The organism is Granulosicoccus antarcticus IMCC3135, assembly GCF_002215215.1.
Taxonomy (GTDB): Bacteria; Pseudomonadota; Gammaproteobacteria; order Granulosicoccales; family Granulosicoccaceae; genus Granulosicoccus; species Granulosicoccus antarcticus.
The window spans coordinates 2,253,322-2,269,319 of record NZ_CP018632.1; the positions used below are offsets into that span (position 1 = coordinate 2,253,322).

11 protein-coding genes and 3 pseudogenes are annotated in these 15,998 nt (G+C 46.7%); 8 read left to right on the forward strand and 6 right to left on the reverse strand.

What is annotated here, in order from left to right:
• Positions 1-145 precede the first annotated feature (145 nt).
• The gene (locus tag IMCC3135_RS09810; protein ID WP_088917445.1) at positions 146-1,168 is read right to left on the reverse strand and encodes an IS5 family transposase; all 1,023 of its coding nucleotides are present in this window, start codon (positions 1,166-1,168) and stop codon (positions 146-148) included.
• A 189-nt stretch (positions 1,169-1,357) separates the two neighbouring features.
• Here IMCC3135_RS09810 and IMCC3135_RS34955 point away from each other — a divergent pair.
• From IMCC3135_RS34955 to IMCC3135_RS09820, 3 genes and pseudogenes are all read left to right on the forward strand, one after another.
• Positions 1,358-1,549, forward strand: a pseudogene (locus IMCC3135_RS34955) (IS3 family transposase); the annotation flags it as partial.
• 44 nt (positions 1,550-1,593) lie between these two features.
• Positions 1,594-2,832: an ISL3 family transposase gene (locus IMCC3135_RS09815; RefSeq protein WP_169727435.1), complete on the forward strand. Its 1,239-nt coding sequence runs from the start codon at positions 1,594-1,596 to the stop codon at positions 2,830-2,832.
• A 517-nt stretch (positions 2,833-3,349) separates the two neighbouring features.
• The gene (locus tag IMCC3135_RS09820) at positions 3,350-4,261 is read left to right on the forward strand and encodes a pentapeptide repeat-containing protein (RefSeq protein WP_088917446.1); all 912 of its coding nucleotides are present in this window, start codon (positions 3,350-3,352) and stop codon (positions 4,259-4,261) included.
• 339 nt (positions 4,262-4,600) lie between these two features.
• On the opposite strand, the gene IMCC3135_RS09825 is transcribed toward IMCC3135_RS09820, so the two are convergent.
• From IMCC3135_RS09825 to IMCC3135_RS09840, 4 genes and pseudogenes are all read right to left on the reverse strand, one after another.
• The gene (locus IMCC3135_RS09825; RefSeq protein ID WP_088917447.1) at positions 4,601-5,719 is read right to left on the reverse strand and encodes an SEC-C domain-containing protein; all 1,119 of its coding nucleotides are present in this window, start codon (positions 5,717-5,719) and stop codon (positions 4,601-4,603) included.
• A gap of 246 nt (positions 5,720-5,965) precedes the next feature.
• Positions 5,966-6,769: a hypothetical protein gene (locus IMCC3135_RS09830; protein ID WP_088917448.1), complete on the reverse strand. Its 804-nt coding sequence runs from the start codon at positions 6,767-6,769 to the stop codon at positions 5,966-5,968.
• Positions 6,770-6,949: 180 nt separating this feature from the next.
• A pseudogene (locus IMCC3135_RS09835) lies at positions 6,950-8,196 on the reverse strand (IS256 family transposase).
• A 353-nt stretch (positions 8,197-8,549) separates the two neighbouring features.
• Positions 8,550-8,756 (reverse strand): annotated as a pseudogene (locus IMCC3135_RS09840) (transposase domain-containing protein); the annotation flags it as partial.
• Between the two features lie 88 nt (positions 8,757-8,844).
• On the opposite strand from IMCC3135_RS09840, the gene IMCC3135_RS35460 reads away from it, so the two are divergent.
• The 4 genes from IMCC3135_RS35460 (at position 8,845) to tnpC (ending at position 14,519) form a co-directional block, all read left to right on the forward strand.
• A complete protein-coding gene (locus IMCC3135_RS35460; protein WP_157735889.1) occupies positions 8,845-9,009 on the forward strand; it encodes a transposase domain-containing protein in 165 nt (54 codons plus the stop codon).
• A gap of 366 nt (positions 9,010-9,375) precedes the next feature.
• The gene (locus IMCC3135_RS09850) at positions 9,376-11,841 is read left to right on the forward strand and encodes an SIR2 family protein (RefSeq protein ID WP_088917449.1); all 2,466 of its coding nucleotides are present in this window, start codon (positions 9,376-9,378) and stop codon (positions 11,839-11,841) included.
• Between the two features lie 576 nt (positions 11,842-12,417).
• Positions 12,418-13,302 (forward strand): hypothetical protein, encoded by an 885-nt coding sequence (locus IMCC3135_RS09855; protein WP_157735890.1) that lies wholly within the window; start codon positions 12,418-12,420, stop codon positions 13,300-13,302.
• A gap of 200 nt (positions 13,303-13,502) precedes the next feature.
• Positions 13,503-14,519, forward strand: a complete 1,017-nt coding sequence (tnpC, locus tag IMCC3135_RS09860; protein WP_088917451.1) for an IS66 family transposase — start codon at positions 13,503-13,505, stop codon at positions 14,517-14,519.
• Positions 14,520-14,625: 106 nt separating this feature from the next.
• Here tnpC and tnpA read toward each other — a convergent pair whose 3' ends face one another.
• On the reverse strand, positions 14,626-14,955 hold the full coding sequence (tnpA, locus tag IMCC3135_RS34005; protein WP_157735891.1) for an IS66 family insertion sequence element accessory protein TnpA: 330 nt from the start codon (positions 14,953-14,955) through the stop codon (positions 14,626-14,628).
• Between the two features lie 573 nt (positions 14,956-15,528).
• On the opposite strand from tnpA, the gene IMCC3135_RS09875 reads away from it, so the two are divergent.
• A complete protein-coding gene (locus tag IMCC3135_RS09875; protein WP_088917454.1) occupies positions 15,529-15,990 on the forward strand; it encodes a hypothetical protein in 462 nt (153 codons plus the stop codon).
• The last annotated feature ends 8 nt before the right edge of the window (positions 15,991-15,998 follow it).

A 15,998-nucleotide genomic window follows, 5' to 3' on the forward strand; every position in this document is an offset into this window, starting at 1 on the left:
AACTCAGGCTCATGATTTACCAATTTGACTGGAAAATTATTCACTCCGTATCCGTGAGTTATTGAGCGGCAACTTCATCAATTGCGTGTAATAGACGAATAACCAGTCGATTATTCAGTCTTTAGCGGTTTTTTTTTCCTCTTCATCAAGCCAGCTGCCCTTGCAACCAGGAAAATCGCTTCAAGTTGTATGTCAGATTCATCAGCCCAATTTTCACCCCGGCCCGAGCCTTGCCAATAGTTCGAACGAGCATCCCGCCCATCGCCTCCTGCGTGCCGAAGACATGCTCGACTCGACATCGCACTTTGGAACGGTTGTAATTGGCCTGCTGGGCCCTGTTCGACAGCGGCTTGTTGCGCCTGCCTTTGGTATTGATATGACTACGATAGCCGTTAGCATTCAGTGATTGTTCTTGCTCTGTAGAGCGGTAGGCGGAGTCAGCCCAGACGTTGGCATTAGTGTTGTCAGGATCGAGTAAAACATCGAATACCTGGCTATCGTGCACCGAGGCGGTAGTGACCTCGTAGCGACGAATCAGCTTGTTCTCATTATCGACGCTGACATGGTTTTTGTAACCGTAGTAATTGACGAAATTCTTCTTGGTCCAGCGCGCATCCACGTCCTTTTGCCTGAGAACTGTGTCCGACTTGTCCTCCCAACCCTCAGGGGTCTGACCCTTCTTGATTGCCGCGTTCTCATCGCGTGAATTTCGCTGGCGAGGTGCTGTGACAAAGCTGGCGTCCACAATCTGACCCTTACGAGCGATGAAACCTGCGTCATTGATCTGCTGCATCAGCAGATCGAACAATTGCTCCACTAACTCTTTCTCCTTGAGTCGCTCACGGAAGAGCCATACCGTGCGGGCGTCAGGTACCTGTCCCTCGGGGCTCAAGTCAAGAAAACGGCAGAACGAATAACGATCACGTATCTGATATTCAATTTGCTCGTCAGAAAGATTGTAAAGATGCTGCAGTACCAGGATCTTGAACATCAGAACCACGTCGTAAGGCTTTCTACCGGCATTGCTCTTGCGCTTTTTCTCGTGAACGACGTTCAACAACGTCCTGAATGCTTCCCAATCGACGCTGCGCTGAAGCTTTGGCAACGGATCACCCAGCTTTTCAAGCAGCTGTAGGCGATTGTCAAGATCAAAAAAGCCTGGTTGCATAGTCAATCTCTCAATAAAGGGCCTTGTGTTGTATTATAGCGCTAAATTTGATGGATTTTTAGAAGCCCCCTTAACTGTATGTTGATAGATGCGCGTAGGCGTTTTGGCTACGAAATAGACGCTGACCATGATTCGACTATTTACTAGTGCTACACGAGGTATTTATCACTGCCGGACCACAATGGGGTAAAACGCAAAGAGATGGCGCGCTGGATCGTCGAAACACACCCAATCAGCATCCGCCTTGCCTGTGGGTCAATGGGTATCAGTGAAAGCTGCTACCGATACACACCTAAGTTATCTACAGATAATGAGATTATCGTGCAATGGCTTTTAACGCTGACTGACACCCATAAGCACTGGGGGGTTGGTCTTTGTTATTGTGGGTCTTCCGGTTTCCGTGTGGGTAAGTTAGCCTTGATGGCATGAATGATAAAGACCTGTACCAGCAAATTCTGGGGATTCCGAAGCCATGGAGCGTCACTGACGTCGGTTTGAAGTTGGACGGTGGCAAGATTGAAGTGCGTGTCAGTGCTCCGTCCTCAGCTGACATGCACTGTCCGGTGTGCCAGAAGGTATGCCCACGCCATGACAAGCGAGAGCGTCGATGGCGTCACTTGGATACGTGCCAGTACCAGACAGTCCTGGTTGCGCAGGTGCCGCGCGTGAAGTGCGACGAGCATGGAATCAAGCAGATCGATGTCCCTTGGGCAGAGGAGCGTTCTCGATTCACGGCTTTGTTCGAGATACTGGTTATCGACTGGCTTAAGGAGGCTTCTGTCAGTGCTGTTGCCAGGCAACTGGAAATACGGTGGGATGCCATTGACGGGATCATGCAAAGAGCCGTTGCACGCGGCCTCAAGCGTCGTGATGATACGGGACTGTATCCGGATCTGGATGTCGACGAAACGGCTTTTCGTAAACGCCACGACTATGTCACTGTTGTCAGCGATCCTGGTACTGGCGCGGTGATACATTTGTGCGACGATCGCAAGAAGCAAAGCCTGAAAGACTTCTATAGCAGTCTGAGCGAAGAGCAACGTATCGGAATCAGAACGATATCGATGGACATGTGGCCTGCGTTCATCAGTGCCACACTGGAGGGGCTTCCCGGTGCCGATAGCAAGATTTGCTTTGATCGATTTCACGTGGCTCAGCATCTCGGTAAAGCCGTCGATAAGGTCCGCCGGGACGAGCACAAGAAGCTTAAGGCAGAAAACAATGCTGTCCTCACGGGGACCAAGCATGACTGGCTGCGAGCCGAACAGAACGTACCGAAGAAACGACTCGGCGCTTTCAGGAAGCTGTGCAATAGCACGTTGAAAACGGCCCGCGCCTGGGCGTGGAAAGAGGCAGCAGCGTACCTGTGGCAGTACCGATCTCGCACTTGGGCTATCAAGGCGTGGAACCGTTGGTATTCAGGAGCAATTAGAAGCCGCTTGGAGCCTGTCAAAAAGGCTGCCCGAATGATCAAGAAGCATCTCTGGGGAATCGTCAATGCTATCGTTACTGGCACAACCAACGCCGGTGCCGAGAGTATCAATAGTCGCATCAAGATGGTGAAGGTCGGATCACGCGGTTTCAGAAACAAGAACCGATTCAAGGCAGCGATCTATTTTCATTTGGGCGATCTCGACCTGTATCCAGAAACGGCTACAGAATGAGACTACCCACACGAATGTCGGAAGACCCAAAAAAGGAATCCACATTGATGCAACAGCAGTGGATCCTAATCATTGGACAGTTCAAGGGAGTTCAGATCAGGACTGTTGTCTGACACTGCCGGCCGTAAATGTTTAGTTAACTTTCAGCTAGGTCCGCTGTGTGCTTAAACTAGACCTTGCTATACTTGAGATTGAACGGATACTAGTCAGCTAAAAGCAGTCATAGGAAAGAAATACGCCTTACGGTTAACTCCTAATTTTACGGAAATCTATCTTGGCTTATATGGCCTAAGCTACTGGGGTGTCGGTATATTTTGAGGAAACTCAGAAATCACAACAAATGTATCTACCGGGTAGGTGCATAAGAAGTATTAAGCAGGTTTTACACTTAAAACATTCTGTTATGTACAGAAGTTCCCCGTTTCCAGCGGTAATTCAAAGCATGAAAAGCGCTAGAAACACTGATAATCAGTATTAAATTAAACTAGCTCCTAAATAACAAGGTAGAAAATAGTAAATGGAAGAGATTGTCAGTTATATATCAACCAGTGAATCATCGGTTCTAATTGAAAATATCAGAAACATTGCACTCGTTGTAGCGACAGTAATAGGTCTATGGTTGTTATGGGTGCGTTCGAGAGCACTGGAGAAACAAGCTGAAATAGCACAGAACGGTTATAACCATGATCGTTTTACGGGATTTCTCGAGCTACTTAATTCAAGTAACAATAATATAAGAATTTCTGCAGTTGAATCACTCAAACTTCTCATACAGGAGGACACTAGATATTTTTGGCCGGTAATTAAAGTGTTTGCAATATACGCAAACCATAACCTGCCTTTAAAAAGCGAACAAAATGAAACCAAAGAAAAAAGTGATTTAGAAGCAAATAAAATAACTACAATTGATCGTATAGTAGTGCAAGAAATGATTAATGCACTTGGAGATGAAGAAATTGGCTGGTTGCCATACTATGCAAATCATGCAAAAGGAATGGAATTGCCATGGAACATTGCTAGAGGTCTAGTGCTCTTCTTGACCGGACAAGGACAATACCGTCGGTACGTAGATATCGGGCTGCAAGCACAGAAAAATAAATACACCATAGTATTTAAAAGAACTGACTTGTCACGAATGAATATGGTTGGTCTTTTTCTTTCGGTCGCTGAATTTCACCTTTGTCAGTTAAATAGACTGTACTGTACACATACCAGTTTTGAGAATTCTAAATTCGTAGAATCCAAATTGAATGATGCCAAATTTATTAAGTGCAACCTAGTTAATGCAGTTTTTAATGGATGCGACATGAAGAATGTTAGTTTTTTAGATTCGGATATTAACGGAGCAAAATTTATTGACTGTGACTTAATTGATGTCGATTTATCTAAGGCGAAAAACTATAAACTAGCAAAAATATCAAACAACTAAAAGAGAACATAACAAGTCGCGGCAGGACCGACAGTGTACGCGGTGGCAGTGAGCGTGGCGTTATGAACTTCCGCTTTGGGTTGAGTGCAGAAGCAGATCAAAGTGGAGTTCTGGCACAAGCGAACGTCTGCTGTGAGGACAATTCAGACCTGCCGGTAAAAAGCTCACACCTGGAAGTTATGCCTGCTTTGTCCTCATTGCTGACACTGATTATATCGGTGACTTGCTGAATATCTAGGAAATATCAGTGGCTCTAATTATCCAAAGCAGACATTGAATATTCAGAATAACGCACGCGTAATAGGTGCGATCTTACAGGCGCCCTAGTTGCCGCGTTTGTTAGAAGTTAATTTTCCGGATATTGTCGATATTCCAACCAGAAAAATTTACCCCATCATCAATTAGTAAGCCTTTAGGATCAAACTTAAAGGGATTTACTCCTGACATTATAAGGCTTTCTATTTTTTTCTTTTGTGCGTCAGGTAACCCATCCCACCACTCTGGTGATATAAAACTATTCTCAGCCAGACCGAAGAATAAACGAATTAGAGCACCAAATATCCCTGCCTTATCTATAGCTATAAGAGTATTAACAAAGCCTAAAATTATAGCCGATTTTGTTAGCCAACTAAATACTACATAGCCTTTACCGTCACTAGAAAACGAATTGAAAACAATCTGCTCAGCGACAACATTAAGATCGCCCAAATCTTGAATTATCGTCCCATTAAAATCAGATACTGGAGATACAATTGATGAAACCGCTACAGGCATTGATCTAGAAGATTCGAATATCAAGTGGCTCAAGTTGTTTGTAAAATTCCCAAGCAGCTGACCATCTAACTGGTCTTTAAAGTCAGATAGTTCACGTAGCGCAGCTTTTATACCTAATTGATTATCGGCAGCAAATTTCTGAATAGACAATTGATCAGCTAATTGCTTGCCTTTGTCTCCACTTTTAATTACCTCTGAAGATAAAAGGCTACCTTCTTTTGCATACAACTCTTTTGCAACTGAGCGAAACATTAAAGCAAGGCATTGCTCTTCTGTCGCATTAAATGGATGATCCTCGATACATGAGAATAGTTGTTTGTCGTGTTTAGAGCAGAAACCTTTGAATGTAGATGCTTGATTCACGCCAATTTTTTCTGGCACCAGCTTGCCCTTATTCTTAAATATATTTGCCAAGTTAATTTTCAACCCATATACATGGTTTGTTGAGTCAGCAATTTCAATTAAACTTCCACTTTTAGAAACTGTGTGAGCATTAACTATCCTTCTGTCACATTCATGCTGAAGTGCTTTAGGTACATAACAACACTTCCTTGATCTGATATTTTTTGACTGCCCGATTAACTCTCCTTTTGTAATTGCCTGTTCACTCTCTCGACCATAATGACAGTGCTTAAATTTCTTCCCTGAATTACACCAACACTTTTCATTGCGTCCAATTTTCATTACATTCCTGCTCGATTTCACGTTTCTATCGGGAGGTAAAATCCCTGGCACGATTTCTAACGCCTAGCACAGCGTCAACTTGACAGTGTGGCAGGTTCTGGCTCATTGCGGACCTTGACGAACATCCGCGATAACCGACGTTTGCAGCCGCTGCGCGTTCTGAGGCACTCAAGGTTGCGTGACGGCTGCAAACGATAGGGTTCATCGTTTGAAATGACTCAGGGCAAGTAGAGCCAATTAAAAAACCTATGCGACTGGAGGCCATTTCGCGTTAATTCCATCGAAAAGCGCCATCAGAAATGTCTTTATCGAATTGAAGTATTGAGTGAATTTCTCTTGGTCCATGTGCATCACCTTCCCTTCCCATTTTGCCAATGAAGGAAACGCCTCAACGTCGCTTGACTCAATCTTGCCATAGCGGTGCAGGAGAATGTTTCTTACACAATTCGCCTCGGCCAGAATGGCAGCATCACTATCGCGCACCTCTACATCAAGTCCGAGAAAGTAAAACATCTTTGCATAGCGAGCAGAGACATCCGTGCGCTTGACAGATACGTCTTTCATCGCTAGACGCTCAATCCGCTTTGCCACGGCTAAACTTGAAGCACGACTCCACGGTCGAGCATCAGGGCTCACTTGTTTAGGCATAAATAAATCGATAACTTTCTCGGCTATATCATCGTCGCGCTCTACATACGTGGCAATAATATTTTCTATTCCAGCCTCAAAAGATGACCATATGCCGATGAATGCGTGAACATGAAGATCATGGAAACCTTCGTCTTTCATTGTTACTGCCCACGAACTTAGCTCCACGGCTTGCTTCTTCAGAAGATCAGCTTTCTTTTGGTTCTCACTGCCTGTAGTGGTACGACTGTCTATAAACTTACTGAAGGCCTCCCCGTGCCTCACGGCCAGACCGATACTACTCTTGTAGTTCAACGTGTCAAAGTACTCTCGTAGCAAATGCGAGGTCATCATTTGGTGGTCATAGTAGGGCCACCCAGTATCTTTGGGTGTTCCTAAGATAGGCTCGTTGAGTGTGGTCATCAGACAATTGTGTTGATCAAACTAGGAAGGTAACTATCTTGGACTCGCTGAGAGGTCTGCGAGAAAAGCTAATAAGTATTGAAACAGATATGAACTTGATGTCTTGATTCTACCTTATTCAATACGTCATACATTAATCATATCGGAGCTATAGTCAATAGTGGTGTCCAGACAGTTGAATCAAGCGACTTTCTGATTGATCTCCTGCACTTCAACGCCGTCGTTGAATTTGATTCCGGTGATAACCTTGGCCAAGTAGTCAAAGCCCCTGAGTCTGCGCCAGCGCTTCTCGGCGCATAGTCCAAGCTTGAACATCATGTGCAGCATCGTGTCTCGTGACAGACAGCCTTTGGAGCGCTTGGTCCGATGCCGGATGGTGGCAAAGGTTGACTCGATCGGGTTGGTCGTACGGATGCTCTGCCAATGTTTTGCTGGGAAATCATAGAACGTCAGAAGCTCCAGCTGATCCTTGAGTAGACACTGTGCCACTTTCGGGTACTTGTCCGCGTACGTTTCGATGAATAAATCGAAGGCTTTCACAGCGTCGGCCTTGGTCTCCGCCATCCAGATATCTTGCAATCGCTTCTTGGCTTTTGGCTGTGACGACTTGGGCAGCTTGTTGAGCACGTTGGCTGTCTTGTGCACCCAGCAACGTTGTTGCCGTGTGTCAGGATAGATCTGGTCGACGGCTGCCCAGAAGCCCAAAGCACCGTCTCCGATAGCGAGATTGGGAGAGTTCATGCCGCGAGCCTTGAGCTGAGCAAGACCTCACGCCAACTCTGCGTCGATTCCCGGGTGCTGTCCTCGATAGCCAGAATCTGCTTCTTTCCTTGCTCATTTACGCCGATAACCGTTAGTGCACACAGTTTGCTGTCGTCACTGCGAAGACCTGAGTGGATACCGTCAACCCAGACGTATACCCATTGATCTTTATCCAGTGGGGCCTGGCACCAAGCCTCGTACTCCTCGCCCCATACCTGCTTGAGTCGTGAGATTGTGCTGGCTGATAAGCCCTTGGCTTCCGGGCCGACCAGCACTTCCAGAGCGCTCTGCATCTCGCCGCTGGAGATGCCTTTGAGGTACAGCCAGGGCAAGGCAGCTTCGATTGATTTCGTTCTGCGAACATAGGGTGGCACCAGCGCTGAGCGAAAGGTGACCGGCTCTCCATCACGTGCTCGCACCTTCGGTACTTTCACTGTGACGGGGCCGATTCCGGTCTGGATCTCACGCTCCGGCTGGTGGCCATTGCGCACGACTGCCGCACGTCCATTGGCCAAGGTTCTGTCCTGGAACTGCGACAGAAAATCACTGACTTCTGCTTCGATGGCTTGGGCTAGCAACTGCCGTGCTCCTGTCTGCAATAGCTGAGTCAAGAGATCTGTATTTTCGTCTCGACCTTCGAACTGAACAACGTTATCCTTCTTCATGGCGGTGTTTCTCTGTTGGTGGATTGAACGTGTGGTAACGCCAATCAACCAGAAACGCCGCTTTTTTTCAACCTTGCTCAGACACCAGAATCAACCATACCTCATCATATCGATGTCAACAGGCCTACGTGTGCCCGTGGAAGTACAGAGTCTGATATAGAAGGCTGAAAATCAAGCCCAAACCTTCAGAAAGTACAGCACAATCCCGCTGGCTTCAAATCCATAGCCGTCACAGATTTACCAACTTAGGCCTCACGCACAGTTAGATTTGCAACAAATCTACACACTAACAAAGTCCGCTTCAAGGTAAGCGTCCGAGCTGAACCGCATTGACCATTCGGGCAACGCAGTAGTTATCCGACGACAGCCTCTTCCAGTGTGACATTCCATGGCAGGAACTCGTCAACACGGTTTACCGGATGATCAGCGATCTTGCTCAGGACATGACGCAAATAGGCTTCAGGATCCAGGCCGTTTAACTTGGCCGAGTTGAGCAACCCATACAGCATCGCTGCCGCATGACCACCCGCATCTGAACCCGCGAACAAGTAATTTTTTCGCTTATGGAAAATATTCCATAAGCGAAAAAACTTTCTCTTCGCCGATACACCCGCTGGCGCCGAGGCCAGCGCGATAATTTGTAGTCTGTTGAAAACTGCGAAAATCAGCGGACAACATCCACAGAGATATCTTGGTGTTCTACTGAGCGAACTACCCAATGTGCAGAGGGTCGAGGACGTCGAGGCACTGTTGCCGTGGAACATCACACCTGACGAGATCAATCGTCGGTATGCAACGTATCCAGTCCCCTAGCGCTACCACACTGCGACAGCAAATTGTTTGAGCCTCATGGATGTGAGCGGTGCGTCGCTTACCTGCAGCTGGCATTGTCTCCGACCGGTTGCAAGGCAGGCCGCTGGCCTGGGCACCGCTTTACCTAATTCTGCGAACTCACGAAACTTGGGTCAGATATATCGCTTACGCGTTACACCTTAGAGGTTAATTGTTGTTTAGCAAAGTTCGTCGTCCCAAAGTCAAACGGCGGTATTAGTACCGTATGACTCTATTTGATAGAAAAAGGGTTCCACGAAAGCGACCATTTACATTGTGAAATGGCACAATGTTAAAAGTGACTTAATCGACACATGATTTTTTTGGTGCATTTTGTTGGGGAAGAATATGCCGACCGATCTGAATGAAGTAGCGAGACGGATAAACCCAGAGGAGACCATTTTGTTTCTCGGTGCTGGAGCGTCAGTACCATCAGGTGCACCGAAAGCCCAAGAACTGTCTCAAGCAATTGCTGCCCAGTTCAGTTTTGAATTATCTGACTATTCTCTCTCCGAAGTAGCAAGTATTGCCGAAGAAAAGGTTGGAAGAAGAAGCTTAGTTGAATTTGTCAACTCTAAAATTGGCAAGCTACGCCCAACCCGAGGTCTTCGTAACATTCCACTTTTCGACTGGCGACGAATCTATACCACTAACTACGATGATCTCATTGAGAGTGCATATCGAGATTCGGATACTGTACTGCAGGTAGTCAGCTCTAACTATGAGATCACGAATGCCTCACGGGAAAGTGCCACTACGCTTTACAAAATTCATGGAACCGTAGGGAGTGACACTTCGACTGGACAAACCTCGAAGCTCATACTTACTGAGCAAGACTATGACGACACACAAACTTACAGAGAAGCTCTCTATTCGCAACTCGAGAGAGATCTCGTACAAGGTAGCTGTGTAATTATTGGGTATTCGTTATCCGATGCGTACATGAAAGAACAGATCAATTTTGCGTTGAAGGTGCGAAGCAAGAGTGACATTCCGGGACAAATATACCTAATCACATATGCGAGTGACGCCGGGCGGGCGATGTTGTATGAAAAGCGTGGTTTCGTTGTCGCCAATGGATCTATCGATGATTTCATTGCTGCTATGGCAAATGAAACAGATATGCGATCTATAGTTTACTCAGCGGGAGGAGATCCTCTTAATCGAGCGCCACGACTTAGGGTATCGACTGTAGTAGTGGAGCACGAGTTAGCGCAGAACAAGCAATCGTTACCTTCGATGTTTGCTGGTTGGCCCGCAAATTATTCAGACATTGAGGCTGGGCACACGTTTGAACGGGACGCAATTTCGGAACTTGCTAACGAGCTAATCGAAAAAAAGTGTGCTGTGATTGTAGGTGCAAGTGGTACAGGAAAAACTACCGCTGCCAGACAAGTTTTGTACAAATTGGAGAAAGAATCATTTGTTTGTTGGGAGCACTTCAGTTCGCATCAGTTGCCTGTAGATGATTGGATTGAAGTCTCGCAAGCTCTCGTTTCAGAAGATCGTAGAGGCGTACTTTTTGTAGATGATGCACATGAACATCTACGTGAGCTGAATAGGCTGGCGGATCGCCTGTCTACCAATGAAACATCTGGCCTTATGCTGGTGGTTGCCGCTCCGGCAAATCTATGGAATCCAAGAGTCAAATCCACTTGGCTAACACGGAATGCTGCCAGAAAAACTTTTTCAAGGTTGACTTCGAATGAAATTGACAAGCTCATATCTCTTGCGGAAAATCTACCCGATTTGAGGCCACTTCTTGAAAGTTCTTTTGCTGGTTTTTCCAGAGAAGACAGAAAGCGTCGGTTGCAACACAAGTGCGAGTCCGAAACGTTCGTGTGTCTGCGTAATATTTTCAGTAGCGATAGCTTTGACAATATAGTACTCAGGGAGTACGCGTCACTGCCAGAAGATTTGCAAGAATTGTATAAAACATTGAGTGCGTTGCAAGCTTCGGGTGTTAGTGTACATAGGCAATTGCTTATTCGTATGTTGGGCATAGACTCATCGTCTATTTTGGCCATTCTGGCCCGTCTTGATGGAATCGTCGAGGAGTACACTGTGTCCGCAAAAGACGGGACATATGGCTGGCGGGGAAGGCACGATGAAATCACTCGCATAATTTACCAATACAAGTTTCAGTCACCTGTAGAACGAGAGGAGCTTGTTGAGAAGGTCGTAGATAACTTGGTGGCTACAGACGCGTTTGAGCGAAAGACTGTGAGTCGGCTCTGTTCATTCGAAGCGGGGATACAGCAAATTTCGTCCAAAAGTAAACGAGACCGGTTACTTCGCAAGCTTATTTCGAAAGTGCCCAGCGAAAGACTGCCGAGACATCGATTGATACGCAGTTTGATGGATCAAGGTAAATTCGATGAAACGGAAGCCGAGATACGCGTGTACAAGTCGGAACTGCATCGAGATACTACGATACAGAGGTACGAAATTATGTTAGGCATAAGACGCGCAATGAACTCTACTGGCATTATGCAAGAAGATAGGCGCGCAATCGCACTGACCGCTTATGAAGCTTCAGTGAGACTCTCCGAAGCGCAACCGCTGAACAAGAATGTCTTAAAAACTCGCTACGATGCTGCTTCCGCTTTAGTAGAATTCGGCGGTTCCACTGACGTACTACATGACGCGATGGTGGCTTTAAGGAAAGCGGAAAGAGAGACTGGAGATCCTGATGTCATCAACTTAATTTTCAGGCTTGAAAAGGAAGTGCTGGCGATATCTGAAAACGATGTCGAAGTATCAGAAGTAATGCCTGAATCGGAAGCCATGTCTCAGGAAATCGTGAGTAATTGACTTACGCGTAATCATTGGGATGATAAAAATTTTGATCAGGCGGCTCATGGTGTACGGTACAAGTTGAGGGATTTTTACGAAGAGTGCTTCCTCTGTGTAGTTTCTCGACATCATAAAGAGAGCGTCGTAAGCGGTGCACTTGGGACAGTTTGTGCCGTCAATGCATTTTCTGTAGACGAATTTTCAGTGGTGAATGGCAGCCTTTGCCAACGCTAAAAGGAATTCCATACGTTTGTGGCGACGGTGCGGAGCGCAGTTAGCGATACGTGACCAGTGTTAGTGCCGGTGGCAATTCCGTCAAAAGCACCGAAAGGTATTGGTATTGGTATGGGTTGTGTTTGTTAGCACAGTGCGTTAGGCCCTGATATCCCGTCTCGGGGATCCAAGCCGAGCGCAAACGTTAAGCTGATACACAGAGATATCAAACCGAATGATCGAATACTTGCAACGCCGAAACTTGGCGGGCTTTATTATGACTATCAATTTATGGCAACATAACCATTATTTGAATATTCTCGGATCACAGGAAGCACAGAGCTTGACTATGACCTGTGATTTCATGTGAAGAACAAAGACATGCATACACCGACGACTTGGCGATTAAAGACAAAGCCTGCTTCTCTGGAACAAGAAGTGCGAGCCCGGTACATCAAAGCGATGCTAGACGACGGATTTATCGGTACTGGCTGGCCATTAAATTCCTCACCACGCGACTTGGATGATTGTTTGAATCTTCTTGCAGAAAAATATCCGCGTAAAGATGCTACCGCCGTCCGTTTCGTTCGTGACACCGCGATCGGTGACCTGGTCTGGATTGCGGATACGGCTCGCGGTTGCTTCCATCTTTGTAGGATCTGTAGTGAATACTATTACCTAAAAACCGCTGAGCCCTACGGCGGAGAGGCAGCACATCGTTTTGACGTCGACTGGCTTGCTCGTGACCTTTCACCCGAACACGTTCCCGGTGGCGTTAAGAATGCGCTACGTATCGGAACGACTTACTGCAGAATACATTGCCACGCGACGTGCCGATACAGCGAACGACTTGCAGGACTCGAAGTGGAGTCGGCTACAAGCAATGACTTTCTTGAACTTTTGGACGATCAAGCACTTGAGGATCTCGTTGGGCTGTATCTGCAGATGGAGCTCAAAGGAGCGCTCATTCCTTCCACGTGTAAGTCAGATACAGCGGCTTACGAGTATGTTGTGAAGTCATGGGACGGGAAACGTAGTGCTATCGCGCAAGTTAAGTCAGGTAAACAGCCTATTACCAATTCTCTTGCTAGCGATGATCGTGAGCGTTATCTTTTCGCTGTGTCTGGAATATATCCTGTCGAGCTACACGGCGCCATAAAGATCGAAAAGTGCTCATTAATCGATTTCGCCGATAGTTTTAAAGACCTGTTACCGAAGACGGTGACCTGCTGGATGTCTACAGCAGTCTCGAAAGTGGTGACTTGAGGGTGGCTTAAAGGATATCAGTGAACAGCTGGATATCATTCCAGCCTAGGCCCAAGTGATTGAGTATATGCGCAAAAAGGTACTCCTGCAAACACTGCGAGGAGCACGTAAAGCTAGCACCTCGACCGCGCCGGTATTACTGCCAAGGTCGATCGCGTCGTGCAATACCATGGCGTTCATCATCACCTTGAAGTACACTGATGGAAATCAGCCTGAGCGACGAGGAGCGCAAATGCGCACTGAAAACCTTTTTCGTCAAAGTCAAAGAAGAGCTCGACATTATTCCTGCCCAGGTTCAGGTCATCGAGAACATGCAGGAAAAGGCTGTGTTCCTTGACGAATGCGGTGAACGCAGCCTGATGGCTGCTGAGCGTGTGCCACACCCCATTGGACGAAGCGTTGCATCCACAAATCTGCTGGCTTGGGTTGGTACAGCCAAATACGCTGATGCCTTGCCACTCTATCGGCTAGAGAAAATTCTAGTCCGATACGGCGGAGAGATCACTCGAACAACGCTGGCCAACTGGATCATCCGGTTGTCTGTGACGTTAGACCCTTTGCTGAAGCGACTCTTTGAACAGTTGATGAAGGCCGATTACATTCAGGGTGATGAGACTCGGCTGCAGGTTCTCAATGAGCCGGGAATGGCAGCAACCGGTGACAAGTGGATTTGGGTTTTGAGGGGCGGCCCGCCCGGAAAAACGGTAGTGAGTTTCAACTATGACAAAACACGCGCCGGGAAAGTCGTGGAACGGTTGCTGGAGAGCTATGAAGGGCGCTTTTTTCAAAGCGATGGCTACAGCGCCTATCACAAACCGTGCGCGGCGAAAAATGTTGCGCATCTAGGTTGCTGGGATCATGCCAGAAGAAAAGTGGCGGAAGCTATCAAGACACAGCCAAAACCGGGCAAAGGAAAACCGAGTGTGGCCATGGTTATGCTCTCGCACATAAATGCACTGTATCGTCTGGAGCGCGAATGGGCAGAGCTTGATGATGATGAGCGCAAAGAGAGACGCCAGCAAAAAGCTATTCCAAAGTTAAAGAAGTTCAAAATCTGGCTAGAACGCAAACAACCAACAGTACCCAAAGATACGTTGACCCGAACGGCAATCAACTACACGCTCAATCAGTGGGAACACCTGGTGCGCTATTGCGAGCATGGGCAATGCACATCAGCAACGTGCTGGCGGAGAATGCTATCAGACCCTTTGTGGTAGGTAGAAAAGGATGGATGTTTAGCACCAGCCCCGAAGGTGCTCACGCATCGGCTGCTATGTTCACCTTGGTCGAAACGGCAAAGGCCAATGGCATAGAACCGTACGCCTACCTGTAATACGTCATCGAACGAATTGCGACTGCTGACACGGATGAGGCAATAGATGCGCTCATGCCGTGGAACATGAAATAGGGGCAGGTTGAAACGTGGGGTGCCCGGTAACTTTGGCGCTTACCAGCATTCGGGTCCTGATCATTGCTGAGGATCGGGATTTTGGACGCAGAATTTTTTCGTGACCAGTTATAAAAGCTACCGGCTTTGAGTTTGTGCTTCTCACAATAGGCCGCCTTGCTCAACCCGCTGTACTTCCAGCGTTGAACATGATCGAGCCAGAACTGGCGGTCGCGGCGTGGTTCTCGTGATACGGTATTGGACATGCGGATTCTTCAGTGGCGATCGGGGTACTCAGATTGCCACTGACGACATAAGAGGGAAATACTGTCTTTGGCCGCAGGCTTACTTTCGTGCCAGCTTCAACATCACCATGCGACATCCAGACTGCGACATCACTGAAAAAGGACTGGAGCCAGTCCTCAAGGTCTATCGCAACTTGCCTGCTGACCTCTCCCGATCAGCTCATAAAGATTTGAGTCATCTCACTGTCCAATAACTTAGCTAAAAGTATCGTGCATTTTAGTAATACTGCAACGCGTAATGTTTTAAATTAAACAATAACGGCACTGTCCGTCGCGATTGATTGTAGTCATGGCTCTGACCGCAGTATAGCGAAATATCCTGTCATTAGATTGACAGAAAATTATTTGATTGGTCGCTAAAGACAGTGTCTGAACTGCCATGTTTAATCAGATACTTACGGTGGAGTGCCTCGGTAATATGCCAAATGCAAACTTGAGACATCGTATTTATATTAGCTATCGTTCGTCCGACATCGCTATTGCCATGTATGCGGTCCTCCAGTGTAAAATTGATATAAGAAGAGAGTATATATTATGGTGGTAAATAAAAATAAATCTCTAGCATCAACAAAAAAGCGTGCATCTAAGAAAAAAGTAGCAACTAAAGCATCATCAAAGAAAAAAAACACGAACAAGACGCTGAAATGGGACGTCCCAGGATATGCGAAGGCGACGTTGTTTTTCAAAAGCCCAAGAACGAAAGTATATGTTGAACTTTCACCAACTTTTGACGGGAGCCATTCAGTCGATGCACTGATCGGTGATGAAGTGACAGAGGACGATATTCTCGATATTGAAGGCTTCGACTCAGTATTGTTGTCAACAGACCCCAAACAAAGATTTGTTAATGTATTGCTGGTGAACTGGTCTGGTCAAGACGTAGATGTAGATCTTGCATTTATGTTTGTCGGGACAAACACCGAATCTGGAGCGAAGTATACATTTAGTATTAGTAGCAACGATTCATTTTCAACATCTATTCCAGTGGCTATTTAGAAGGTGAA

Coding starts and splice junctions, on each gene's coding strand:
- IMCC3135_RS09810 (WP_088917445.1), bottom strand. CDS start 1,168: ATGCAACCAGGCTTTTTTGATCTTGACAATCGCCTACAGCTGCTTGAA.
- IMCC3135_RS09815 (WP_169727435.1), top strand. CDS start 1,594: ATGAATGATAAAGACCTGTACCAGCAAATTCTGGGGATTCCGAAGCCA.
- IMCC3135_RS09820 (WP_088917446.1), top strand. CDS start 3,350: ATGGAAGAGATTGTCAGTTATATATCAACCAGTGAATCATCGGTTCTA.
- IMCC3135_RS09825 (WP_088917447.1), bottom strand. CDS start 5,719: ATGAAAATTGGACGCAATGAAAAGTGTTGGTGTAATTCAGGGAAGAAA.
- IMCC3135_RS09830 (WP_088917448.1), bottom strand. CDS start 6,769: ATGACCACACTCAACGAGCCTATCTTAGGAACACCCAAAGATACTGGG.
- IMCC3135_RS09850 (WP_088917449.1), top strand. CDS start 9,376: ATGCCGACCGATCTGAATGAAGTAGCGAGACGGATAAACCCAGAGGAG.
- IMCC3135_RS09855 (WP_157735890.1), top strand. CDS start 12,418: ATGCATACACCGACGACTTGGCGATTAAAGACAAAGCCTGCTTCTCTG.
- tnpC (WP_088917451.1), top strand. CDS start 13,503: ATGGAAATCAGCCTGAGCGACGAGGAGCGCAAATGCGCACTGAAAACC.
- tnpA (WP_157735891.1), bottom strand. CDS start 14,955: ATGTCCAATACCGTATCACGAGAACCACGCCGCGACCGCCAGTTCTGG.
- IMCC3135_RS09875 (WP_088917454.1), top strand. CDS start 15,529: ATGGTGGTAAATAAAAATAAATCTCTAGCATCAACAAAAAAGCGTGCA.